The 16,431-nt window shown below is 67.7% G+C and carries 18 protein-coding genes and 2 pseudogenes; 6 read left to right on the forward strand and 14 right to left on the reverse strand.

The genetic code is table 11. From position 1 onward, the window contains the following. Positions 1-63: 63 nt before the first annotated feature. From AWB94_RS20860 to rox, 3 genes are all read left to right on the forward strand, one after another. On the forward strand, positions 64-1,515 hold the full coding sequence (locus tag AWB94_RS20860; protein ID WP_062657241.1) for an LLM class flavin-dependent oxidoreductase: 1,452 nt from the start codon (positions 64-66) through the stop codon (positions 1,513-1,515). Between the two features lie 17 nt (positions 1,516-1,532). Further along, a complete protein-coding gene (locus AWB94_RS20865; RefSeq protein WP_062657083.1) occupies positions 1,533-2,006 on the forward strand; it encodes a GNAT family N-acetyltransferase in 474 nt (157 codons plus the stop codon). A 90-nt stretch (positions 2,007-2,096) separates the two neighbouring features. Beyond that, positions 2,097-3,539, forward strand: coding sequence for a rifampin monooxygenase (rox, locus tag AWB94_RS20870; protein WP_062657082.1), 1,443 nt, complete (start codon positions 2,097-2,099; stop codon positions 3,537-3,539). On the opposite strand, the pseudogene AWB94_RS35880 reads toward rox, so the two are convergent. The 5 genes and pseudogenes from AWB94_RS35880 to AWB94_RS20895 form a co-directional block, all read right to left on the reverse strand. After that, a pseudogene (locus AWB94_RS35880) lies at positions 3,514-3,708 on the reverse strand (MetQ/NlpA family ABC transporter substrate-binding protein); the annotation flags it as partial. The gene rox and the pseudogene AWB94_RS35880 overlap by 26 nt on opposite strands. A 12-nt stretch (positions 3,709-3,720) precedes the next feature. Continuing rightward, complete coding sequence (gene upp, locus AWB94_RS20880) at positions 3,721-4,350, reverse strand: uracil phosphoribosyltransferase (protein ID WP_062657081.1); 630 nt, start codon at positions 4,348-4,350, stop codon at positions 3,721-3,723. Positions 4,351-4,354: 4 nt separating this feature from the next. Next, positions 4,355-5,524 carry a URC4/urg3 family protein gene (locus AWB94_RS20885; protein ID WP_062657080.1) on the reverse strand — a complete coding sequence of 390 codons (1,170 nt, stop codon included), beginning with the start codon at positions 5,522-5,524 and terminating at the stop codon, positions 4,355-4,357. Continuing rightward, positions 5,521-6,777: a GTP cyclohydrolase II gene (locus AWB94_RS20890; RefSeq protein ID WP_062657079.1), complete on the reverse strand. Its 1,257-nt coding sequence runs from the start codon at positions 6,775-6,777 to the stop codon at positions 5,521-5,523. Before AWB94_RS20890 ends, AWB94_RS20885 begins: the two co-directional genes overlap by 4 nt. Before the next feature lie 220 nt (positions 6,778-6,997). Next, positions 6,998-7,690 carry a TetR/AcrR family transcriptional regulator gene (locus AWB94_RS20895; RefSeq protein ID WP_062657078.1) on the reverse strand — a complete coding sequence of 231 codons (693 nt, stop codon included), beginning with the start codon at positions 7,688-7,690 and terminating at the stop codon, positions 6,998-7,000. Between the two features lie 109 nt (positions 7,691-7,799). Between AWB94_RS20895 and AWB94_RS20900 the strand changes: the two genes are divergently transcribed. After that, positions 7,800-8,957: an acyl-CoA dehydrogenase family protein gene (locus tag AWB94_RS20900; protein WP_062657077.1), complete on the forward strand. Its 1,158-nt coding sequence runs from the start codon at positions 7,800-7,802 to the stop codon at positions 8,955-8,957. 3 nt (positions 8,958-8,960) lie between these two features. On the opposite strand, the gene AWB94_RS20905 is transcribed toward AWB94_RS20900, so the two are convergent. The 6 genes and pseudogenes from AWB94_RS20905 to AWB94_RS34270 all read right to left on the reverse strand — a co-directional run bounded on the left by AWB94_RS20905 (position 8,961) and on the right by AWB94_RS34270 (position 13,044). Continuing rightward, positions 8,961-9,275 carry a hypothetical protein gene (locus tag AWB94_RS20905; protein WP_131805307.1) on the reverse strand — a complete coding sequence of 105 codons (315 nt, stop codon included), beginning with the start codon at positions 9,273-9,275 and terminating at the stop codon, positions 8,961-8,963. 65 nt (positions 9,276-9,340) lie between these two features. Continuing rightward, on the reverse strand, positions 9,341-10,522 hold the full coding sequence (locus AWB94_RS20910; RefSeq protein ID WP_062657075.1) for a zinc-dependent alcohol dehydrogenase: 1,182 nt from the start codon (positions 10,520-10,522) through the stop codon (positions 9,341-9,343). After that, the gene (locus AWB94_RS20915; RefSeq protein WP_084395180.1) at positions 10,467-12,071 is read right to left on the reverse strand and encodes an FAD-dependent oxidoreductase; all 1,605 of its coding nucleotides are present in this window, start codon (positions 12,069-12,071) and stop codon (positions 10,467-10,469) included. The genes AWB94_RS20910 and AWB94_RS20915 overlap by 56 nt, the downstream gene beginning before the upstream one ends. Positions 12,072-12,112: 41 nt before the next feature. Continuing rightward, positions 12,113-12,316: an NAD(P)-binding protein gene (locus AWB94_RS20920; protein WP_062657074.1), complete on the reverse strand. Its 204-nt coding sequence runs from the start codon at positions 12,314-12,316 to the stop codon at positions 12,113-12,115. Between the two features lie 131 nt (positions 12,317-12,447). After that, positions 12,448-12,784 (reverse strand): annotated as a pseudogene (locus tag AWB94_RS20925) (rhodanese-like domain-containing protein). Between the two features lie 53 nt (positions 12,785-12,837). After that, positions 12,838-13,044 (reverse strand): hypothetical protein, encoded by a 207-nt coding sequence (locus AWB94_RS34270; protein ID WP_062657073.1) that lies wholly within the window; start codon positions 13,042-13,044, stop codon positions 12,838-12,840. A 79-nt stretch (positions 13,045-13,123) separates the two neighbouring features. On the opposite strand from AWB94_RS34270, the gene AWB94_RS20935 reads away from it, so the two are divergent. Both AWB94_RS20935 and AWB94_RS20940 read left to right on the forward strand, forming a co-directional pair. Continuing rightward, positions 13,124-14,086, forward strand: coding sequence for a DMT family transporter (locus AWB94_RS20935; RefSeq protein WP_084395179.1), 963 nt, complete (start codon positions 13,124-13,126; stop codon positions 14,084-14,086). Next, the gene (locus AWB94_RS20940; RefSeq protein ID WP_062657072.1) at positions 14,070-14,300 is read left to right on the forward strand and encodes a hypothetical protein; all 231 of its coding nucleotides are present in this window, start codon (positions 14,070-14,072) and stop codon (positions 14,298-14,300) included. The genes AWB94_RS20935 and AWB94_RS20940 overlap by 17 nt, the downstream gene beginning before the upstream one ends. Positions 14,301-14,318: 18 nt before the next feature. Here AWB94_RS20940 and AWB94_RS20945 read toward each other — a convergent pair whose 3' ends face one another. The 3 genes from AWB94_RS20945 to AWB94_RS35210 form a co-directional block, all read right to left on the reverse strand. Beyond that, the gene (locus tag AWB94_RS20945; protein ID WP_062657071.1) at positions 14,319-15,146 is read right to left on the reverse strand and encodes an ANTAR domain-containing response regulator; all 828 of its coding nucleotides are present in this window, start codon (positions 15,144-15,146) and stop codon (positions 14,319-14,321) included. Positions 15,147-15,311: 165 nt separating this feature from the next. Then, positions 15,312-15,656, reverse strand: coding sequence for a hypothetical protein (locus AWB94_RS35205; protein WP_165605333.1), 345 nt, complete (start codon positions 15,654-15,656; stop codon positions 15,312-15,314). Between the two features lie 21 nt (positions 15,657-15,677). Beyond that, a complete protein-coding gene (locus AWB94_RS35210) occupies positions 15,678-16,274 on the reverse strand; it encodes a TetR/AcrR family transcriptional regulator C-terminal domain-containing protein (RefSeq protein WP_165605332.1) in 597 nt (198 codons plus the stop codon). Positions 16,275-16,431 lie beyond the last annotated feature (157 nt).

A 16,431-nucleotide genomic window follows, 5' to 3' on the forward strand; every position in this document is an offset into this window, starting at 1 on the left:
CTCGATTGGCGCACGCTGAATGCAACCGGTGACCGCGGATCCGATCTCGGGGAGGCTTCCGGCGTGACCCGCGTAATTCGATTCAACGCCTTCGACATGAACTGTGTCGCCCATCAGTCGCCCGGTCTGTGGCGGCACCCGCAGGACCAGTCCTGGCGTTACAAGGATCTGCAGTACTGGACCGAGTTGGCGAAGTTGTTGGAACGCGGCAGATTCGACGGCGTGTTCATCGCCGACGTGCTGGGCACCTACGACGTGTACGGCGCCAGTGACGAGGCCGCCATCCGGCAGGCCGCGCAGATCCCGGTGGGCGACCCGCTGCTGCTGGTTTCGGCGATGGCACTGGTCACCCAGCATCTGGGCTTCGGTATCACCACCGGAACCGGATTCGAACACCCCTATCCGTTCGCCCGCCGCATCTCCACCCTGGACCATCTGACCGGCGGACGGATCGGATGGAATGTGGTCACCGGTTATCTGCCGGCCGCCGCCCGCAACATGGGCCAGACCGATCAGCCGGCCCATGATGCCCGCTACGACCATGCCGACGAGTACCTGGAGGTGCTCTACAAGCTCTGGGAGGGTTCCTGGGAGGACGGCGCGGTGATCCGCGACCGGGAACGCGGGGTGTTCACCGACCCCGACAAGGTGCACCACATCGGCCACGAGGGCACCCACTTCAGCGTGCCGGGCGTGCACCTGGCCGAACCGTCGCCGCAGCGCACGCCGGTGATCTACCAAGCCGGTTCGTCGCCGCGCGGCGTGCGCTTCGCCGCCGAGAACGCCGAAGCCATCTTCACCGCGGCGCCCACCAAAGCGCTGCTGCGCGAGACTGTTTCGACCATCCGGTCCGAGCTCGAGTTGGCCGGGCGCGATCCGTACTCGGCGAAGATCTTCAACCTGTCCACCATCATCACCGCCCCGACCGACGAGCAGGCACACGCCAAGCACGCCGAGTACCTGTCCTACGGCGACCCCGAGGGTGCGCTGACGTTCATGTCCGGCTGGATGGGCGTGGACCTGTCCCGCTACGGGCTCGACGAACCGGTGGGCAACGTGGACTCCAACGCCATCCTGTCTGCGGTCAAGGCCTTCCAGTCCGCCGACCCGGACGGCGGCGAGTGGGCCGTCCGCGATATCGCCGAATGGGGCAAGATCGGTGGGATGGGCCCGCGGATCGTGGGTTCGGGTGCACGGGTGGCCGACACGTTGCAGGAATGGGTCGAGGAGACCGACGTGGACGGCTTCAACCTGGCCTATGCGATCACCCCGGGTTCGTTCGCCAATTTCGTCGAGCATGTGGTGCCGGTGTTGACCGCGCGCGGCGCCTACCAGCAGGAGTACACACCCGGCACGTTGCGCAACAAGCTCAACGGCAAGGGTGACCGGCTCCCCGAGGAGCACCGCGGGGCCAGTTACCGTGTCGGAGGCCGGAATTCGACGATCATCGAGCGGCCGTCGACGCGGCCGTCGTCCTCGGCGTCGACGGCCGCGCAACCGACTCGAGGCCGGTAGCCACGTAGAGTGGCCCGATGGACGCTGCACCCATCCGGCCGGCCACCGGCGCCGATCACACCGCGGTCAACCGTGTCGTCGCGGAGGCGTTCGAGAAGTACGTCGACCGGATCGGGCGCCGACCCGCGCCCATGGACACTGATTTCACCGCGGCACTTGATGATTCGCGGGTCTGGGTGATCGAGCACGATGGCGGGCTGCACGCCGTGTTGGTGATCGAGTACCACGACGACCATGTGCTGATCGACACCGTCGCCGTGCATCCCGCAGCGCAGGGCCGCGGTCACGGCGCGCGGCTGCTGCGGCGGGCGGAGTCGCGGGCCCGCGAACTCGGGCTGGCCGAGGTGCGGCTCTACACCAATGAGGCGATGTCGGAGAACCTCGCGTACTACCCCCGGCAGGGCTACCAGGAGACCGCACGTCGAACCGAGAACGGATATCGACGGGTGTACTTCCGGAAGCAGATTTCCCCCGCCCCTTTCAAGATATAGCCGACCCGGGGGCTTGCCGCAAGGCCCCCGGTGTGTCGCACAATCGTCCCTCCATGCCTGTTCGACAGGCCGATTGGATTGGGGGATTGCATGTTTGACGTGATCATCATCGGTGCGGGGCCGACCGGATTGATGCTGGCCGCCGAACTGCGCCTGCACGATGTGCGGGTGCTGGTGCTGGACAAGGCGGCCGCGCCGACCCCGGTGGTGCGGGCACTGGGGTTGCATGTGCGCAGCACCGAGATCATGGACCAGCGCGGCGTGCTGGAGCGCTTCCTGGAGCTGGGGCGGACATTCCCGGCCGGCGGGTTCTTCGCGGCCATCGACAAACCGGCGCCCAGCGGACTGGACACCGCGCATGCGTACACCCTGGGTATTCCGCAGCCGGTCATCGAACGGCTGCTGGGCGACCGGGCCGGACAGCTCGGCGCGCAGCTGTGCAGGGGCGTCGAATTGGTGGGGCTGGCGCAGGACGTCGATGGGGTGACGGCGCACCTGGCCGACGGGACGCAGCAACGGGCCGCTTTCCTGGTCGGCTGCGACGGTGGGCGCAGCGCGGTGCGCAGCCTGACCGGTATCGCCTTTCCCGGCGAGCCGGCCAGCGCCGAGACCCTGCTCGGTGAAATGAGACTGTCGGCCGACCCGCAGGTCATCACCGCGACGGTGGAGCGGATCCGGCAGACCCAGAAGCGGTTCGGTGCCGGACTCCTCACCGGGACGGACGGTGTGTACCGGGTGGTGGTGCCGGCGGCCGGGCTGACCGACGACCGTGGGGTGCCGCCCACACTCGAGGAATTCCGGCAGCAGCTCCGGGCGGTCGCCGGCACCGACTTCGGGGCGCATGCACCGCGGTGGTTGTCGCGCTTCGGTGACGCCACCCGGCAGGCCGAGCGCTACCGCTGCGGGCGGGTGTTCCTGGCCGGCGACGCGGCGCACATCCACCCACCCGCCGGTGGCCAGGGACTCAACCTGGGTGTCCAGGATGCGTTCAACCTGGGTTGGAAACTGGCCGCACACATCCGGGGCTGGGCACCGGCGGGCCTGCTGGATACCTATCACGACGAGCGGCACCCGGTGGCCGCCGACGTCTTGAACAATTCGCGCGCGCAGATGGAGTTGATGTCCACCGCCGCGGGCCCGCAGGCGGTGCGCCGGCTGATCTCAGAGCTGATGGACTTCGACGAGGTGAACCGCTACCTGGTCGAGAAGATCACCGCCATCGGCGTGCGCTACGACGTCGGCGACCACAGGTGGGGACGCCGGTTGCGGGACATGCCCGTCGGGCGGGGACGGCTGTTCGATCTCACCCATCACGGCCGCGGCCTGCTGCTGGACCCCACCGGTGCACTGTCGGTGGCCGGATGGGCCGACCGGGTCGATCACGTCACCGACAGCGCTCCGGAGCTGGACGCCGGCGCGGTGTTGTTGCGCCCGGACGGGCACATCGTCTGGACGGGTGACGATCAGCCCGGCCTGGCCGACCGGCTGGCGGCCTGGTTCGGTGCCCCTACAGCGGCAGCAGGATGTTCTTGACGTTCGGGTCCGTGGCCAGGAACTGTTGCACGGCAGAATCTTTGAACGTGTCGACAAGTTTCTTGATGTTCTCGGTATCGGCCCACTCAGTACCGATGGTGAGCTGGCCGGCGAACTCGTCGGGGGCCGGGGGTGCGAAGATCTGCTGGCTGATCGGTACCTTGGCGGCCGGGCATGACGCTCACTTGGTCCCGAAGATGCGGTCACCGACATCGCCGGCGCCGGGCACGATGTAGCCGTGCTCGTCGAGGGCACGGTCGACGGCGGCGGTGAAGATGGGCACATCGGGATGGGCGCCGTGCAGCGCCGCCACACCTTCCGGGCAGGTGAGCAGGCAGACGAACTTGATCGACCTGGGGGAGTACTCCTTGAGCCGGTCGACCGCCGCGATGGCCGAGTTGCCGGTGGCGAGCATGGGATCTACCACGACGATGTCCCGCTCGTGCAGGTCACTGGGCATCTTGAAGTAATACTCAACGGCGATATGCGTTTTCGGGTCGCGATAAAGGCCGATATGACCCACCCGGGCGCCCGGCACGACATCGAGCATCCCGTCGAGAATGCCGCTGCCCGCCCGCAGGATGGACACGAACACCAATTTCTTACCGTCGATGACACGCCCGGTCGTGACTTCCAGCGGGGTCTGCACCTGGACCTCCTGGGTGGGGATGTCCCGCAAGACGTCGTAGGTCATCAGGGTCGCGATCTCGTGCAGCAGGGTGCGGAAACTGTTGGTGGAGGCGTCGTGCCTGCGCAGCAAGGTCAGCTTGTGCTGTACCAGAGGGTGGTCGATCACGTGCACACCCGTCATGTGTCTAGAACACCGTCCCGTCACTGATGATGGCCAAAGGGGGAAGACCGCCGCGCAGCCGCTGTGCGGTGGCGCGGCCGGCTTGCCAGGTGCCGCCCTCCAGGACGCACGCCAACGGCACGTCGGCGCCCAGTTCGGTGCGTACCAGCGGGGCGAGTTCGTCCAGCAGCGCGACGGTGAGTGCCCGCCACTCCACCACCAGCTCGTCGCCGACGGACCAATCACGTTGGGTGACAGCCGTATCCCGCAAGCCGAGTACCCCGGTGTCGATCAGCAGACCGCCGTTGCGGTATTCCGGCAAGCCGGTCAGCTCCTCGATACCGGTCACCCGGACACCCGCCCACCCGAACGGTTCCAGGAGTGAATAGGTCAGCCATTGCGACAGTTTGTGGAACGGCATCCAGCCCGCACTCGCGCCGGGGCCGGGCACCGCGGGATGTCGCCACACGTCGCCGAGTGCCTGGTCGCCGATCGTGTTCCCGGACGGCCAGACGCTGGACAGGGTGGACAGCAACACCGACAGGATGGCATGCGCGGACACCGCTTTGTCGGGCCCGACGAGTGCATCGAACATCGCACCCGGGCGCCCGTCCGGCCCGTAGACCGCAGCGTTGTCGGCCAGCGCGGCACCGAGCCGGCGCAGCAGCCGAGCCCGGCCGTCCAGACCGACCAGCGGATTGTCGGGAGCGACCTGGAAGGCCGCGGCCAGTGCCTCGGTTGTCATGGCGCGCAGCCCGGCGGCGTCGGCACGCAGGGGGTGATCGGGATCGCCGGAGAACACACCGTCGGTGAAGGCATGCCAACTGGCCACCCCCAATCCCTCGGAGCGGGTGAACGACAGTCCGGTGGCATGCTCGGCGTAGCGCCACTGCGCTCCGGCGCCGGCGTCGAGCAGCACGCTGACCACCGTCAGATCGATCATCGCGGCGGCGTCCAGCCCGGCGACCCGCGTGATCCCGCCGGCCTCGAAGTGGCGCCACCGGCTGTGGAACGGAACGTCCAGATCGGGGTAGCGGCTCCGGGTCACCGTCGCGACCTCGGCGGCGGTGGCCGGTAACGCGTCGTCGTCGACGGTGAACCAGGCCGACTCACCGGCGCGGGCGCGGGCCAGCAGAAAGCGGGCGCGCTCGCGGATGGCAGCGGTGGTGCGCAGTTCGGCAATCGGGTCGGTCACCCGTCGAGCCCCCGACCCTTGACCTTGCGCAGTTCGTCGGCATCGGGGATGTCACCGGGGGTGAAATAGCCGGCGGCCATCTTGGCGTCGATCTCCACCCGGGCGTCGGCGGGCACCAGTTCGTCGGGGATGTTGACCCGTTCGCCGACCTCGATGCCCGACCCGGTGATGGCGTCGTATTTCATGTTGCTCATCGACACCAGGCGATGGATCTTGCGGACGCCCAGCCAGTGCAGCACGTCCGGCATCAATTCCTGGAAGCGCATGTCCTGCACGCCGGCCACGCATTCGGTGCGGGCGAAATACTGGTCGGCGGTGTCACCGCCCTCTTGACGTTTGCGGGCGTTGTACACCAGGAATTTGGTGACCTCGCCCAGCGCCCGGCCCTCCTTGCGTGAGTAGGCGACCAGTCCGACGCCGCCGCGCTGAGCACCCAGGATGCACTCCTCGATGGCATGTGTCAGATAGGGGCGGCAGGTACAGATGTCGGACCCGAACACATCGGAGCCGTTGCACTCGTCGTGAACCCGCGCGGTCAGCTCGACCGATGGGTCGGCCAGATCTCGTGCCGCACCGAAGATGTAGAGGGTCTGCCCTCCGATGGGCGGCAGGAACACTTCGAGGTCACCGCGCGTGACCAGCTCCGGGTACATCCCGCCGGTTTCCTCGAACAGCACGCGCCGCAGTTCGGTCTCGCTGCATCCGAATCGGGCCGCCACGCCGGGCAGATACCACACGGGTTCCAACGCCACCTTGGTCACCACTGCGGCACCGCCTTCGAGCAGGTGTCGGCCGTCCGGGCGCAACCTGCCCTTGGCGATCGCGTCGGCGATCTCGGGCAGGATGACGTGCGCCTTCGTCACCGCGATGGTCGGACGGATGTCGAATCCGGCGGCCAATTCGGCGGCGAAGACGTCGGCGACGGTCGCGCCCCAGGGATCGAGGCTGACGATCTTGTCCGCGTCGCCCCACTGTTCGTATGGGCCGATCAGGTCGGTGGGGGCGGTGTTGGTCAGGTCCGCGCGGTGGGCACGCGACAAGGCACCCGCGGCCACCGCCAGCGCGCGGTACACGCTGTAGGAACCGCTGTGGGTGCCGATGACGTTGCGGTGGGCCCGGGTACCGGTGGTGCCGACCACGGGTCCGCGTTCGGCGGCGGTGGCGGCACCCCAGCGGATCGGCAGCGCAGCCGAACCACCACTGTGCGAGGTCAGCCGGATGTGCCCGGGCTTGGGTGTGGCGGTGTCCGCCATCGGCGCTCCTCTCCTCACTGGTGACCCCAGCAGGGGAAGGCGCCAGCTTAGCGACTCCAGCTGGGCGGCGCCGCGCTACACCACCGACACCGGGCCCGACCTGCGGCACAGTTCCGTCATGAGCAGTCGTGGGTGGCCGGAACCGGGTCCCGGGCGGACGCCGGCTCCGCCCCTGAACCGGGAGTTTCCCGGCCGGACACGTCCACCGGGAAGTCCGTCCTCAGGCGATCGGAGCCGAATCCCCGGACACCGGCTTGACCAGGGTCCGGCGCCGTTGCCGGCGTGCACCGATCGCGCCGAACCGCATCTTCAGCCCGTCGATGAACGCGGTGAGCGCCAGTTCGAAACTGGCCGTGTCGATTTCGTCGGCCTTGCCGCGTAACAGGTGCGCCTGGTGCATGTGCGGATAGCGGTCCCGGTAGACCTGCACGTCGTCGGCGAACCCTTGGGAGAACGACCCGACGGTGGATCCCAGCACCAGTGATCGGGTGGCCGCGCCGATCAGCGTGGCGTCCCGGGGCGGCCACCCCGCAGCCACCAGTCCACCGTGCACGGCGTCGGCGATCCGCAGGCTGGCATCGCGGCGGCCGATGCCACCCGCCAGATAGGGCACCAGGTTGGGGTGGGCGGCCAGTGCGGCCCGGTACGAGCGGGCCCAGTCGGCCAACCCGGCCGGCCAGTCCGCGCCATCGTCGAAGGCGGTGGTTTCGACGTCGCTGACCACCCGGCTGGCGACATCGTCGAGCACGTCGTCCTTGGTGGGGTAGTGCTTGTAGAGCGACGCGGCTTGCACCCCCAGCGCGGTCGCCAGCTTGCGCATGGACAGCCCGTCCAGACCGTCCCGGTCGATCATCTCCAGCGCCGCATCGCGGATGCGCTCGCGGCTGAGCAGGGGCACGCGCGGCCGTCCCATGACGCGCCTCACTTCCCGGCAACCTTGCCTTGGCTAACACCGTTAGCTTAAACTGGTGGACATAAGCTAACACTGTTCGCTATTGGGCGCCAGCCCAGAGGAGACACCGATGCGCAGGACCGTTTTCACCGAAGAGCACGAGGACTTCCGATCGATGATCCGCGCGTTCATCGAATCCGAGGTCGTGCCGGTCTACGACAAATGGTTCGAAGACGGCATCGCGCCCCGGGACTTCTACTACAAACTCGGCGAACTGGGCATCTTCGGGATCGAGATCCCCACCGAATACGGCGGCGCCGGGCTCGACTCGTACAAGTTCCAGGCCATCATCACCGAGGAGTGTGCCCGCGCCGGCGTGTCCTTCGGCGGCTCCAGCGTGCACGTCGGCCTGTGCCTGCCCTACCTGAAGGCACTGGCCACCGAGGAACAGAAACAGCGTTGGTACCCGGGCATGCTCAGTGGCGAGACGATGTTCGCGATCGCGATGACCGAGCCAGGAACCGGCTCGGATCTGGCCGGAATACGCACCACGGCAAAGCCTTCCGGTGATGGAACGCACTACGTGCTGAACGGCTCGAAGACCTTCATCACCGGTGGCGTGCACGCCGACCGGGTCATCGTGTGCGCCCGCACCGCACCGCCGCGCGAAGACGACCGCCGGTTCGGCATCACCCTGCTGGTGGTGGACACCAAGTCCGCCGGGTACCAGGTCGGCCGCAAGCTGGACAAGCTGGGCCTGCGGGTGTCCGACACCGCCGAGCTGAATTTCACCGACGTGGTCGTGCCCGTCGAAGATGTGCTCGGCGAGGTCAACATGGGATTCTCCTACCTCGGACAGAACCTGCCGCGGGAACGCCTCGGCATCGCCGTGGGCGCTTACGCCCAGGCCAAGGCCGCGGTGCGGTTCGCCGCGCAGTACACCAGGGACCGGACGGTGTTCGGCAAGCCCGTCGCGTCATTCCAGAACACCAAGTTCGAGCTGGCCGCATGCCAGGCCGATGTGGATGCCATGGAGGCCGTTGTCGACCGGGCCATGGAAGCACACGATCTCGACGAGCTGACCCCGGCCGATGCCGCTTCGGCCAAGCTGTTCTGCACCGATGTCGCCTCCCGCGTCATCGACCGCTGCCTGCAGCTGCACGGTGGGTACGGGTACATCAACGAGTATCCGATCGCCCGGCTCTACGCCGACAACCGGGTCAGCCGCATCTACGGGGGGACCAGCGAGGTGATGAAGATGATCATCGCCAAGAACATGGGGCTGTAGCGCTCAGGGCGTCCAGGTTCCGTACGGGACAAGGGGATTCGTCCCGTACGGAATGTGCGGGTTCGCCCCGCCGACCGACTGTTCGCGCGGGATCACGATGGTGGGCACATGCTGGTTCGGGCTGCCGGCCGCAGGTCGCGGCGCCAGATCGGCCGGCACGTGGGGTGGCAACACCACCGCGCCGCCCGGCCCGGCATCGGATACCGCGGCCGGACCGGGCGGAGCGCTCGGGTCGTTGAGGGGCAGCGTGTCCGCACCCATGAAGGTGCCCACTCCGACAAGAATTTTCGCCGCTCCCGCGGTCAACATTTCGATCATGTGTTCCACGATGCCGCAGATGTGCGCCACCGGCCGCTATCTCTAAGCGACCTCATATCAAAGCATCACGGGTGCAAGACGACTTTCACCGCGCCGTGTTCCTTCTTTTGCAGTGCTTCATAAGCCCACGGCGCCTGCTCGAGCGGCAGCACATGAGTGGCGAAATCCTCGACGCCCAAGGGGTCGTCGTCGACCAGCAACGGCATGATGTCGGGCACCCAGCGCTTCACGTTCGCCTGCCCCATCCGCAACTGCACCTGCTTGTCGAACAGCGTCAACATCGGCAGGGGATCGGCGGCGCCGCCGTAGACCCCGATGATCGAGATGGTGCCGCCACGGCGCACCGCGTCGATGGCGGTGTACAGCGCGTCCAGCCGATCGATCCCGGCCTTCTGCATGAGTGGCTTTGCCACGGCGTCGGGAAGCAGTGCAGTCATCTGCTGCAAGGCTTTTGCGACCGGAGAGCCATGTGCCTCCATGCCCACCGCGTCGATCACCGAGTCGGCACCGCGTCCGTCGGTCCGGGACCGGATGACCTCGCCGATCGGCGCATCCGTGGTGCCGGCGTCGATCACCTCGACGCCCCGTGCGGCCGCCCGGGCCAGCCGTTCCGGAACCAGGTCGACGGCGATCACCCGGTAGCCCAGCTGCGCCGCGATGCGGGCCGACATGTCACCGATGGGGCCGAGCCCGATGACGGCCACGGTACCGCCGTCGGGAATGTCGGCGTAGGCGACGGCCTGCCAAGCGGTCGGCAGCACATCGGACAGGTAGACGAAGCGGCTGTCCGGCGGTCCCTCCGGCACCTTGATGTGGGTGAATGCTGCGTGCGGCACGCGCAGGAACTCGGCCTGCCCACCGGGCACCGAACCGTAGAGCTCGGAATAGCCGAACAGGGCTGCCCCGGTACCGTGTGTGCGCACTTGGGTGGTTTCGCATTGGGTGTACAGCTGCCGGTCACACATGAAGCAACTGCCACAGGAGATTTGGAACGGTATCACCACACGGTCTCCGACCGCGAGGTTCGTCACGTCGGCGCCCACCTCGCGCACGATGCCCATCGGTTCGTGTCCGAGGATGTCACCCGGCCGCATGAATGCCCCGAGGACCTCGTACAGGTGCAGGTCGGAACCGCAGATATTGGTGGAGGTGACTTCGATGATCGCGTCGCCGGGCTCCTGGATCTTCGGATCAGGGAAGGTCTCCACGCGGACGTCCCGTTTTCCTTGCCAGCTCACCGCTCGCATCTGAGGCTCCTTCCGCGCCGCGCGGCGCATCATCGATTGGCGAAAGTCCCTTGGTAGCAGTACCTTCCAGTAACGAGCCGTCGGGCGCGAAGCGTGAACCGTGCAGCGGGCATTCCCATGCCTGGTCGACGTTGTTCCACCCCACGATGCCACCGAGGTGCGGGCAGACTGCCGACACCGTGCGCCGGCTCCCGTCCACCACAGAGGTGGCGTGTGGCCTCCACAACGGGCACGTGACCGCACCGCCACTGTCGTGTGGTGCCGATGCGCTCGAAATGACCGGCGTCAACCAGCCTTTCGCGAGATTGATGCCGACTTCCACGTTGTCCTTGACCGCCGTGGTGAGCCCGGCCAGCTCGTGAGTGCTCCAGCTGCCGAACGCTTGCGCCCAATCCATCCGCCCGCCGAGGATGCGCGCGGACAGCGCCAGTGCGGCCGCCACCCCGTTGGTCATGCCCCATTTGTCGAATCCGGTCGCGACGAAAATGCGGTCGGTTTTCGGCAGCAGCGGTCCGACGTAGGGCAGTTCGGCGGCGGGGTGGTAGTCCTGCGCAGACCAGCGATGTGTCTGGACCGCGCCCGGGTAGTGCACCGCGGCCCAGCGGGCGAGTTCGTCGACGGCGGCGGCCTCGTCACCACCGCGGCCCACCGGATGGCCGGCGCCGGCCACGATCAGCTTGTCACCCTCAGGGCTGGGGGCATAGCGCACCGATCGGGTGGGGGAGTCCACCGAGATGTACATCGACCGGGTGATGTCCCCGGGAACGTCGAAAGCCATGCAGTACGAACGTTGCGCCTTGAGACGCGCGAAGAAGCCGCCCCGGTCCAGGATGGGTGTCCCGGTGGCCAGGACGCAGCGGTCGGCCGTGACGGAGAAGTGTCGGTCCCGGGTGTCGTCGGCGGCATGGCTCATGCGCAGATCCACCCGCAGCGGTCCGGTGCCGGATATCGACGTGGCGCGCACGCCCTGCAGCACGGTGCCGCCGTGTGTTTCTAGTTCCACCACCAGGCTGTCCAGGAAGGGGATCGGGTCGATCTGGGCCTGGTCGCGTAGCCGAACACCGCCGGCAAACGGGAAGGGAACGTCGGCCGAATCCAGCCACTCGGGATCCAGACCGCCGCCGCGGCAGGCATCGAACACCGCTCGCACGGTCGGCAGGCCCTGGGCGGTCTGGGCGTAGGCGTGATCGTCCTCGCGCTGCGTCGACAGGCCATGGTCGGCGCAATGGCGCAGCAGCCAGTCTCGCCCTTCCTTGTTGCCCGCGACATAGGCTTCCAGCACCGACGTGCCGTGTTTGGCCGCGAGGCGGGCCAGCTTGCTGCCCTGCAGCAGGGTCACCTTGCCGGTGGTGTTCCCGGTGGCGCCCGCGCCGATGTGCCGGGCTTCCACCACGGTCACCCGCTTGCCGGCGCGGGCCAGCAAGACCGCCGTGGTCAGGCCGGTCAAACCCGCGCCGACGACGATCACGTCCGCGGCTTCCGGTGTGGCTGTCAGAGCCGGTGCCGGTGTCGCGGCCTCGATACGGTCGGTGGTCCACAGCGACGACATGCGGTGTGGCTACCCTGTCGCGGCGTCGTCAAACCCGCCGGTCAGCATCGCAACTTGTGCGCCGCGGTGGAGACCGATCGTCGTCCCGGAAGGAGCCGTCGCATCGAGGCGGCCACGGCCGTGGTCCGGCCGTCGGCTTCGAGCATGGTGACGTCCCAGCCGGCGGCCACCAGGGCGGCCGCTGCGGTGACGCCGTTGCGTCCGGTTCCGATGACGACGGCATCGGGTGTATCGATCGGTGGCAAGGGAGAACGCTTTCTCATCGGTGTGTGCACATGTGGCTGGGCCGGAAAATCGCCGCAGGCCATCGCCGTGGCGAGCACCCGTGGTACCTCGTGTCGGCGGCGCTGAAACCGCCGCACACCGGTGTGCTACCTCACACCCTGGTGGTGAGCTGCCCTCCGGCGGCGCGCCATTGGATCAGCCCACCGCTCATGTTCACCGCCTCGAAGCCGTTCTCTACCAACAGGTTCGCCGCACCCGCCGAGCGCAGGCCGCCGGCGCAGAAGGTAATGTGCATCCGGTCCTCCGGCAACTCCAGCCAGCGCTGCGGCAAGCGCCTCCAGCGGAATGTGCACGGCGCCAGGAATGTGCACCCGATTCCATTCGAACTCGCGACGGACATCGACCACGAGCGCCCCCTCGGCCACCAACCGGACCGCCTCGGATGCGCTGACCGCCGGCGGCCGTTTCAGGAAGTGGCGAAAGCTCATCGGCTCCTCGCCTCCCACCGCACGTTCATCATGGTGAGGACGACGACGATCGCCTACAGCAGGTTGAAGATGCCGGCCAGCATGCCGAGCCGCCGCAACGCGGCAGCGGCCTGCGGCGCGTCGAGTGCCTCGAGCTGTCGGGGTGCGATCTGCAGTGCGAGCAGGCCGCCGGCGGCCGCCGTCAACACCATCGCGACGATGGTCCAGATTTCGGTGGCCCGGCCCTGCACCATCGCGAGCAGTACCCCGACCAGGGGCACGACCAGCGCGAGGGTGCCGTAGAGGCGGGTGATTTAGTGTTCCGGTGACCGTTGCAACATTGCGCTGTTCGGGCCACCGGTGAGCGCACGCGGCTGGGTGCTGTTCGCGGCGATGAGCGTGATCTGGGGCATCCCGTACCTACTGATCAAGATTGCGCTGGAGGGACTGTCGGTGCCCGTGCTGGTGCTGGCCCGCACGTTGATCGGCGCCGCGGTGCTGTTGCCGCTGGCGGTGTCCCGCACCAACATCGCAAGCGTCATCGCGCATTGGAAGCCGTTGCTGGCCTTCGCCTTCTTCGAGATCATCGCGGCGTGGCTGCTGCTCTCCAACGCCGAGCACCACCTCAGCAGCTCGACGACGGGGCTGCTCATCGCCGCGTCACCGATCATCGCCACGGTGCTGGACCGGATCACCGGAGGTACCCACCGTCTCGGTGCCGGCCGGTGGGCCGGACTGGTGGTCGGCATCGTCGGCGTGGCCGTGCTGGCGGGGCCGGGTCTGTCCGGCGGGGGAGCATGGCCCATCGCACAGGTGCTGCTGGTGGCCACCTGTTATGCGATTGCCCCGCTGATCGCCGCGCGGCGCCTCACCGGCGTCCCGGCCTTGCCGTTGACCGCGAGCTGTCTCGCCGTAGCCGCACTGGTGTACGCCGTGCCGGCGGCGTTGCGGTGGCCGACCGAAATGCCCAGTACACGCGTGCTGGTGGCGACCGTCCTGCTTGCCGTGGTCTGCACGGCACTCGCCTTCATCGTGTTCTTCGCCTTGATCCGCGAGGTCGGCCCGACCCGCGCCCTGGTGTTCACCTACGTCAACCCGGCGGTGGCCCTGGCCGCCGGCGTGGTGATCCTCGCCGAACCTCTGACGGTGTTCAACGTGGCCGGGCTGGCGCTCATCCTGGTCGGCTCGGTGCTGGCCACCCGCCGCTCGGCCGGAGAGCCGGTGCCCGCGCCGCCGGTGGTGGGTGACGGCGCGCCGGACTACGGTTGCGGCGTCACCGATGGACCTGCAGTCGGCAGGTCTCGATGTGGGCGACGACGGTGATCGGATCGGCTCCGTCGGGGCCGCCTCGACCACGTGGACGGTCACCGTGTCGGTGCGCTGCACCGGGGCCCACGGCGGCGCCCCCGTGACGACGACAGCGGCGTTCCGACGGTGTGGAGCAAGTGCCGCGGCGCCGATCAGCGTGAATGTGGCGGCCTTCATCGTGGTCATGAAGCGAGCGATGGCCGTCGGGCCGGCTACCGATCGCAAATGACCGATACGGCCGGCGGCCTCAGACCGCTTCGTCGTCGGGGGCCGACGTGAGGCGCTCGACCAGGCGGAGCGCCACCGCACGCAGCGGGATGTTCGTATTCTGGCTTTCGCGGCGAAGACGCTCGAAGGCTTCGTCGGCGTCGATGCCATGAATGGCCATCAACATGCCCTTGGCTTGTTCGATCGGTGCCCGCGTCTCCAACGCCCGCTGCAGGCCGGTGGCGACGTCCTGGGCCGACCGGTACCGCGCGAAGTCGCCGATGGCGCGCGACACCGATTCAGTCAGCAGGTCCAGGATCTCGGCATCGAAGCTGTCGAACGCCGATCGGGATCGGCCGTAGAGGTTGAGCGATCCGAGGGTCTGATCCGCGGTCACCAGCGGTGCGGCCAGGAAGCTCCGGATGCCTTCGGCGCGGGCGGCGGCGGCGAACTGCGGCCAGGTGGCGGCTGCCTCCTCCGCGTCGACAAGCATGATCTGGCGGGTCCGCGCGGCCTCCAGGCACGGGCCTTCGCCGCTGTCGTACTGCTCGCTGTCCACCCGAAGGGTGCGCTGGTCGGTGTGTACGGCGGTGTACGTGTGTCCGCCGAGGTCGATGGTCACACCGGTACTGTCGGCTCCCGGAATGGCCTCTTGCGCGATCTGGGCGAGATTCTGCAGCAGGCTCAGCAGTTCGTCCTCGTCGACGACGCTGCGGTTGACCGCCAGCAGCATCCGGCCGAGTTCGGTGGCGCTGACCTGCTGCACGCCGACGGCCGCCGCGACCACCAGGTCCGCCGCTTCGGCGGCGTCCTGGTCCGCCGCCGCCGCCGGCAGTGAGGCATCGGTGCGCCGATCTGAGGACGTCATTCAGTCAGTGTGGCACAGTCTCCGCCGTCGGATGAAGCCGCATTTCGTGGTGCTGACCTGCAGCGGCCCGGGCTCCAGGAGCGGCGTCGGGGCGGGGATACGCCTCGAGGTCACGAACCCGGCGTCGCCCCCTTCTGGCGTGACCGAATCGGCCGCCGTCGTCCGCTATCCCGAGGCAATCGGCCATTCGGCGCAGGCAGGCCAAGCAGCGCCCAAAGCTCTTCTGGCCAAGCACCATTCGACCTTGGCCGACGTTCTGACATGATGGGCGGCAAGGAAGTTCCACCAGAAGTTCTGGTCCGGTGGTGTGGATTCTCTATGAGTCTCGGCAATTTCGCTGATTCTGACCATAGGGTTGATGGTGACAAACCGAACGGCAAAGGAGACCTGTTCAGTGAGAAACGTGTTGGTGCACATGGGCTTGATCGCCGCGGGGCTTGGCTTGGGGCTGCTCGCCAGCGGAACAGCTTCTGCCGCACCGTCTTCAGAGATCTCCGCCCAGGAGACCATCAGTCAACTGGAGAGCGAGGGTTATCGGGTGATCGTGAGTCGCGTGGGCAGCGGATCGATCGACGATTGCACGGTCAGCGCAGTCCGGCAGGGCCGCTCCGTGACCGGCCCGCAACCGCCATCACCGACTGCCAGTTGGACGCTCATGGGGCCCGGACAAGTGCTGCAGTACACGACCATGCATGTCGATCTGGTGTGCAAGCGATGAGGTAACCCGCGCTGCGCCAGCATCTCGCCCAGTATGACGTCGATTAACTGCGTTGTCGCCAGATCGGGGTCATCGATGCGGAAGCCACGATCCTGGCCGAGTCGTCGCACATAGCCATTCACCGCACGTCGCGCAGGACTTCGACCGCAGTCCATCAGGCCGTGGCCGAGTTCGGGGAACCGCGGGCCTTCCCAGATGATCAACCGCAAGAACGCCACGGCTTCCGCCGGCGACCAGAAGTCGGTGATCGCCCGGCCGATGCCGTACACCACCTCCTCAGTCACTTGACTCGCCGCATCGACAATGGCGTCCAACGGCATGCGGTTCCACAGCTGCGTCATCGTTGCCTCGAAGAGGCAGCTGTTTACCCGGCGAAGTGGTTGTACAACGTGCGTCGAGCCAGCCCGCACTCGAGTGCAATCTCATCCATGCTCGAATGGCCGTAGCCGTGGGCGAGGAACACCTGACCGGCTGTGCGCAGAATCAAAAGCCCCAGCAGCGCTTCCCGAGCCCTGACGAGATGGCCATCTGACAGGTAAGCGCGCCCCGGCCCGGTACCCTTCGCAC

The organism is Mycolicibacterium canariasense (assembly GCF_002101555.1).
GTDB lineage: Bacteria > Actinomycetota > Actinomycetes > Mycobacteriales > Mycobacteriaceae > Mycobacterium > Mycobacterium canariasense.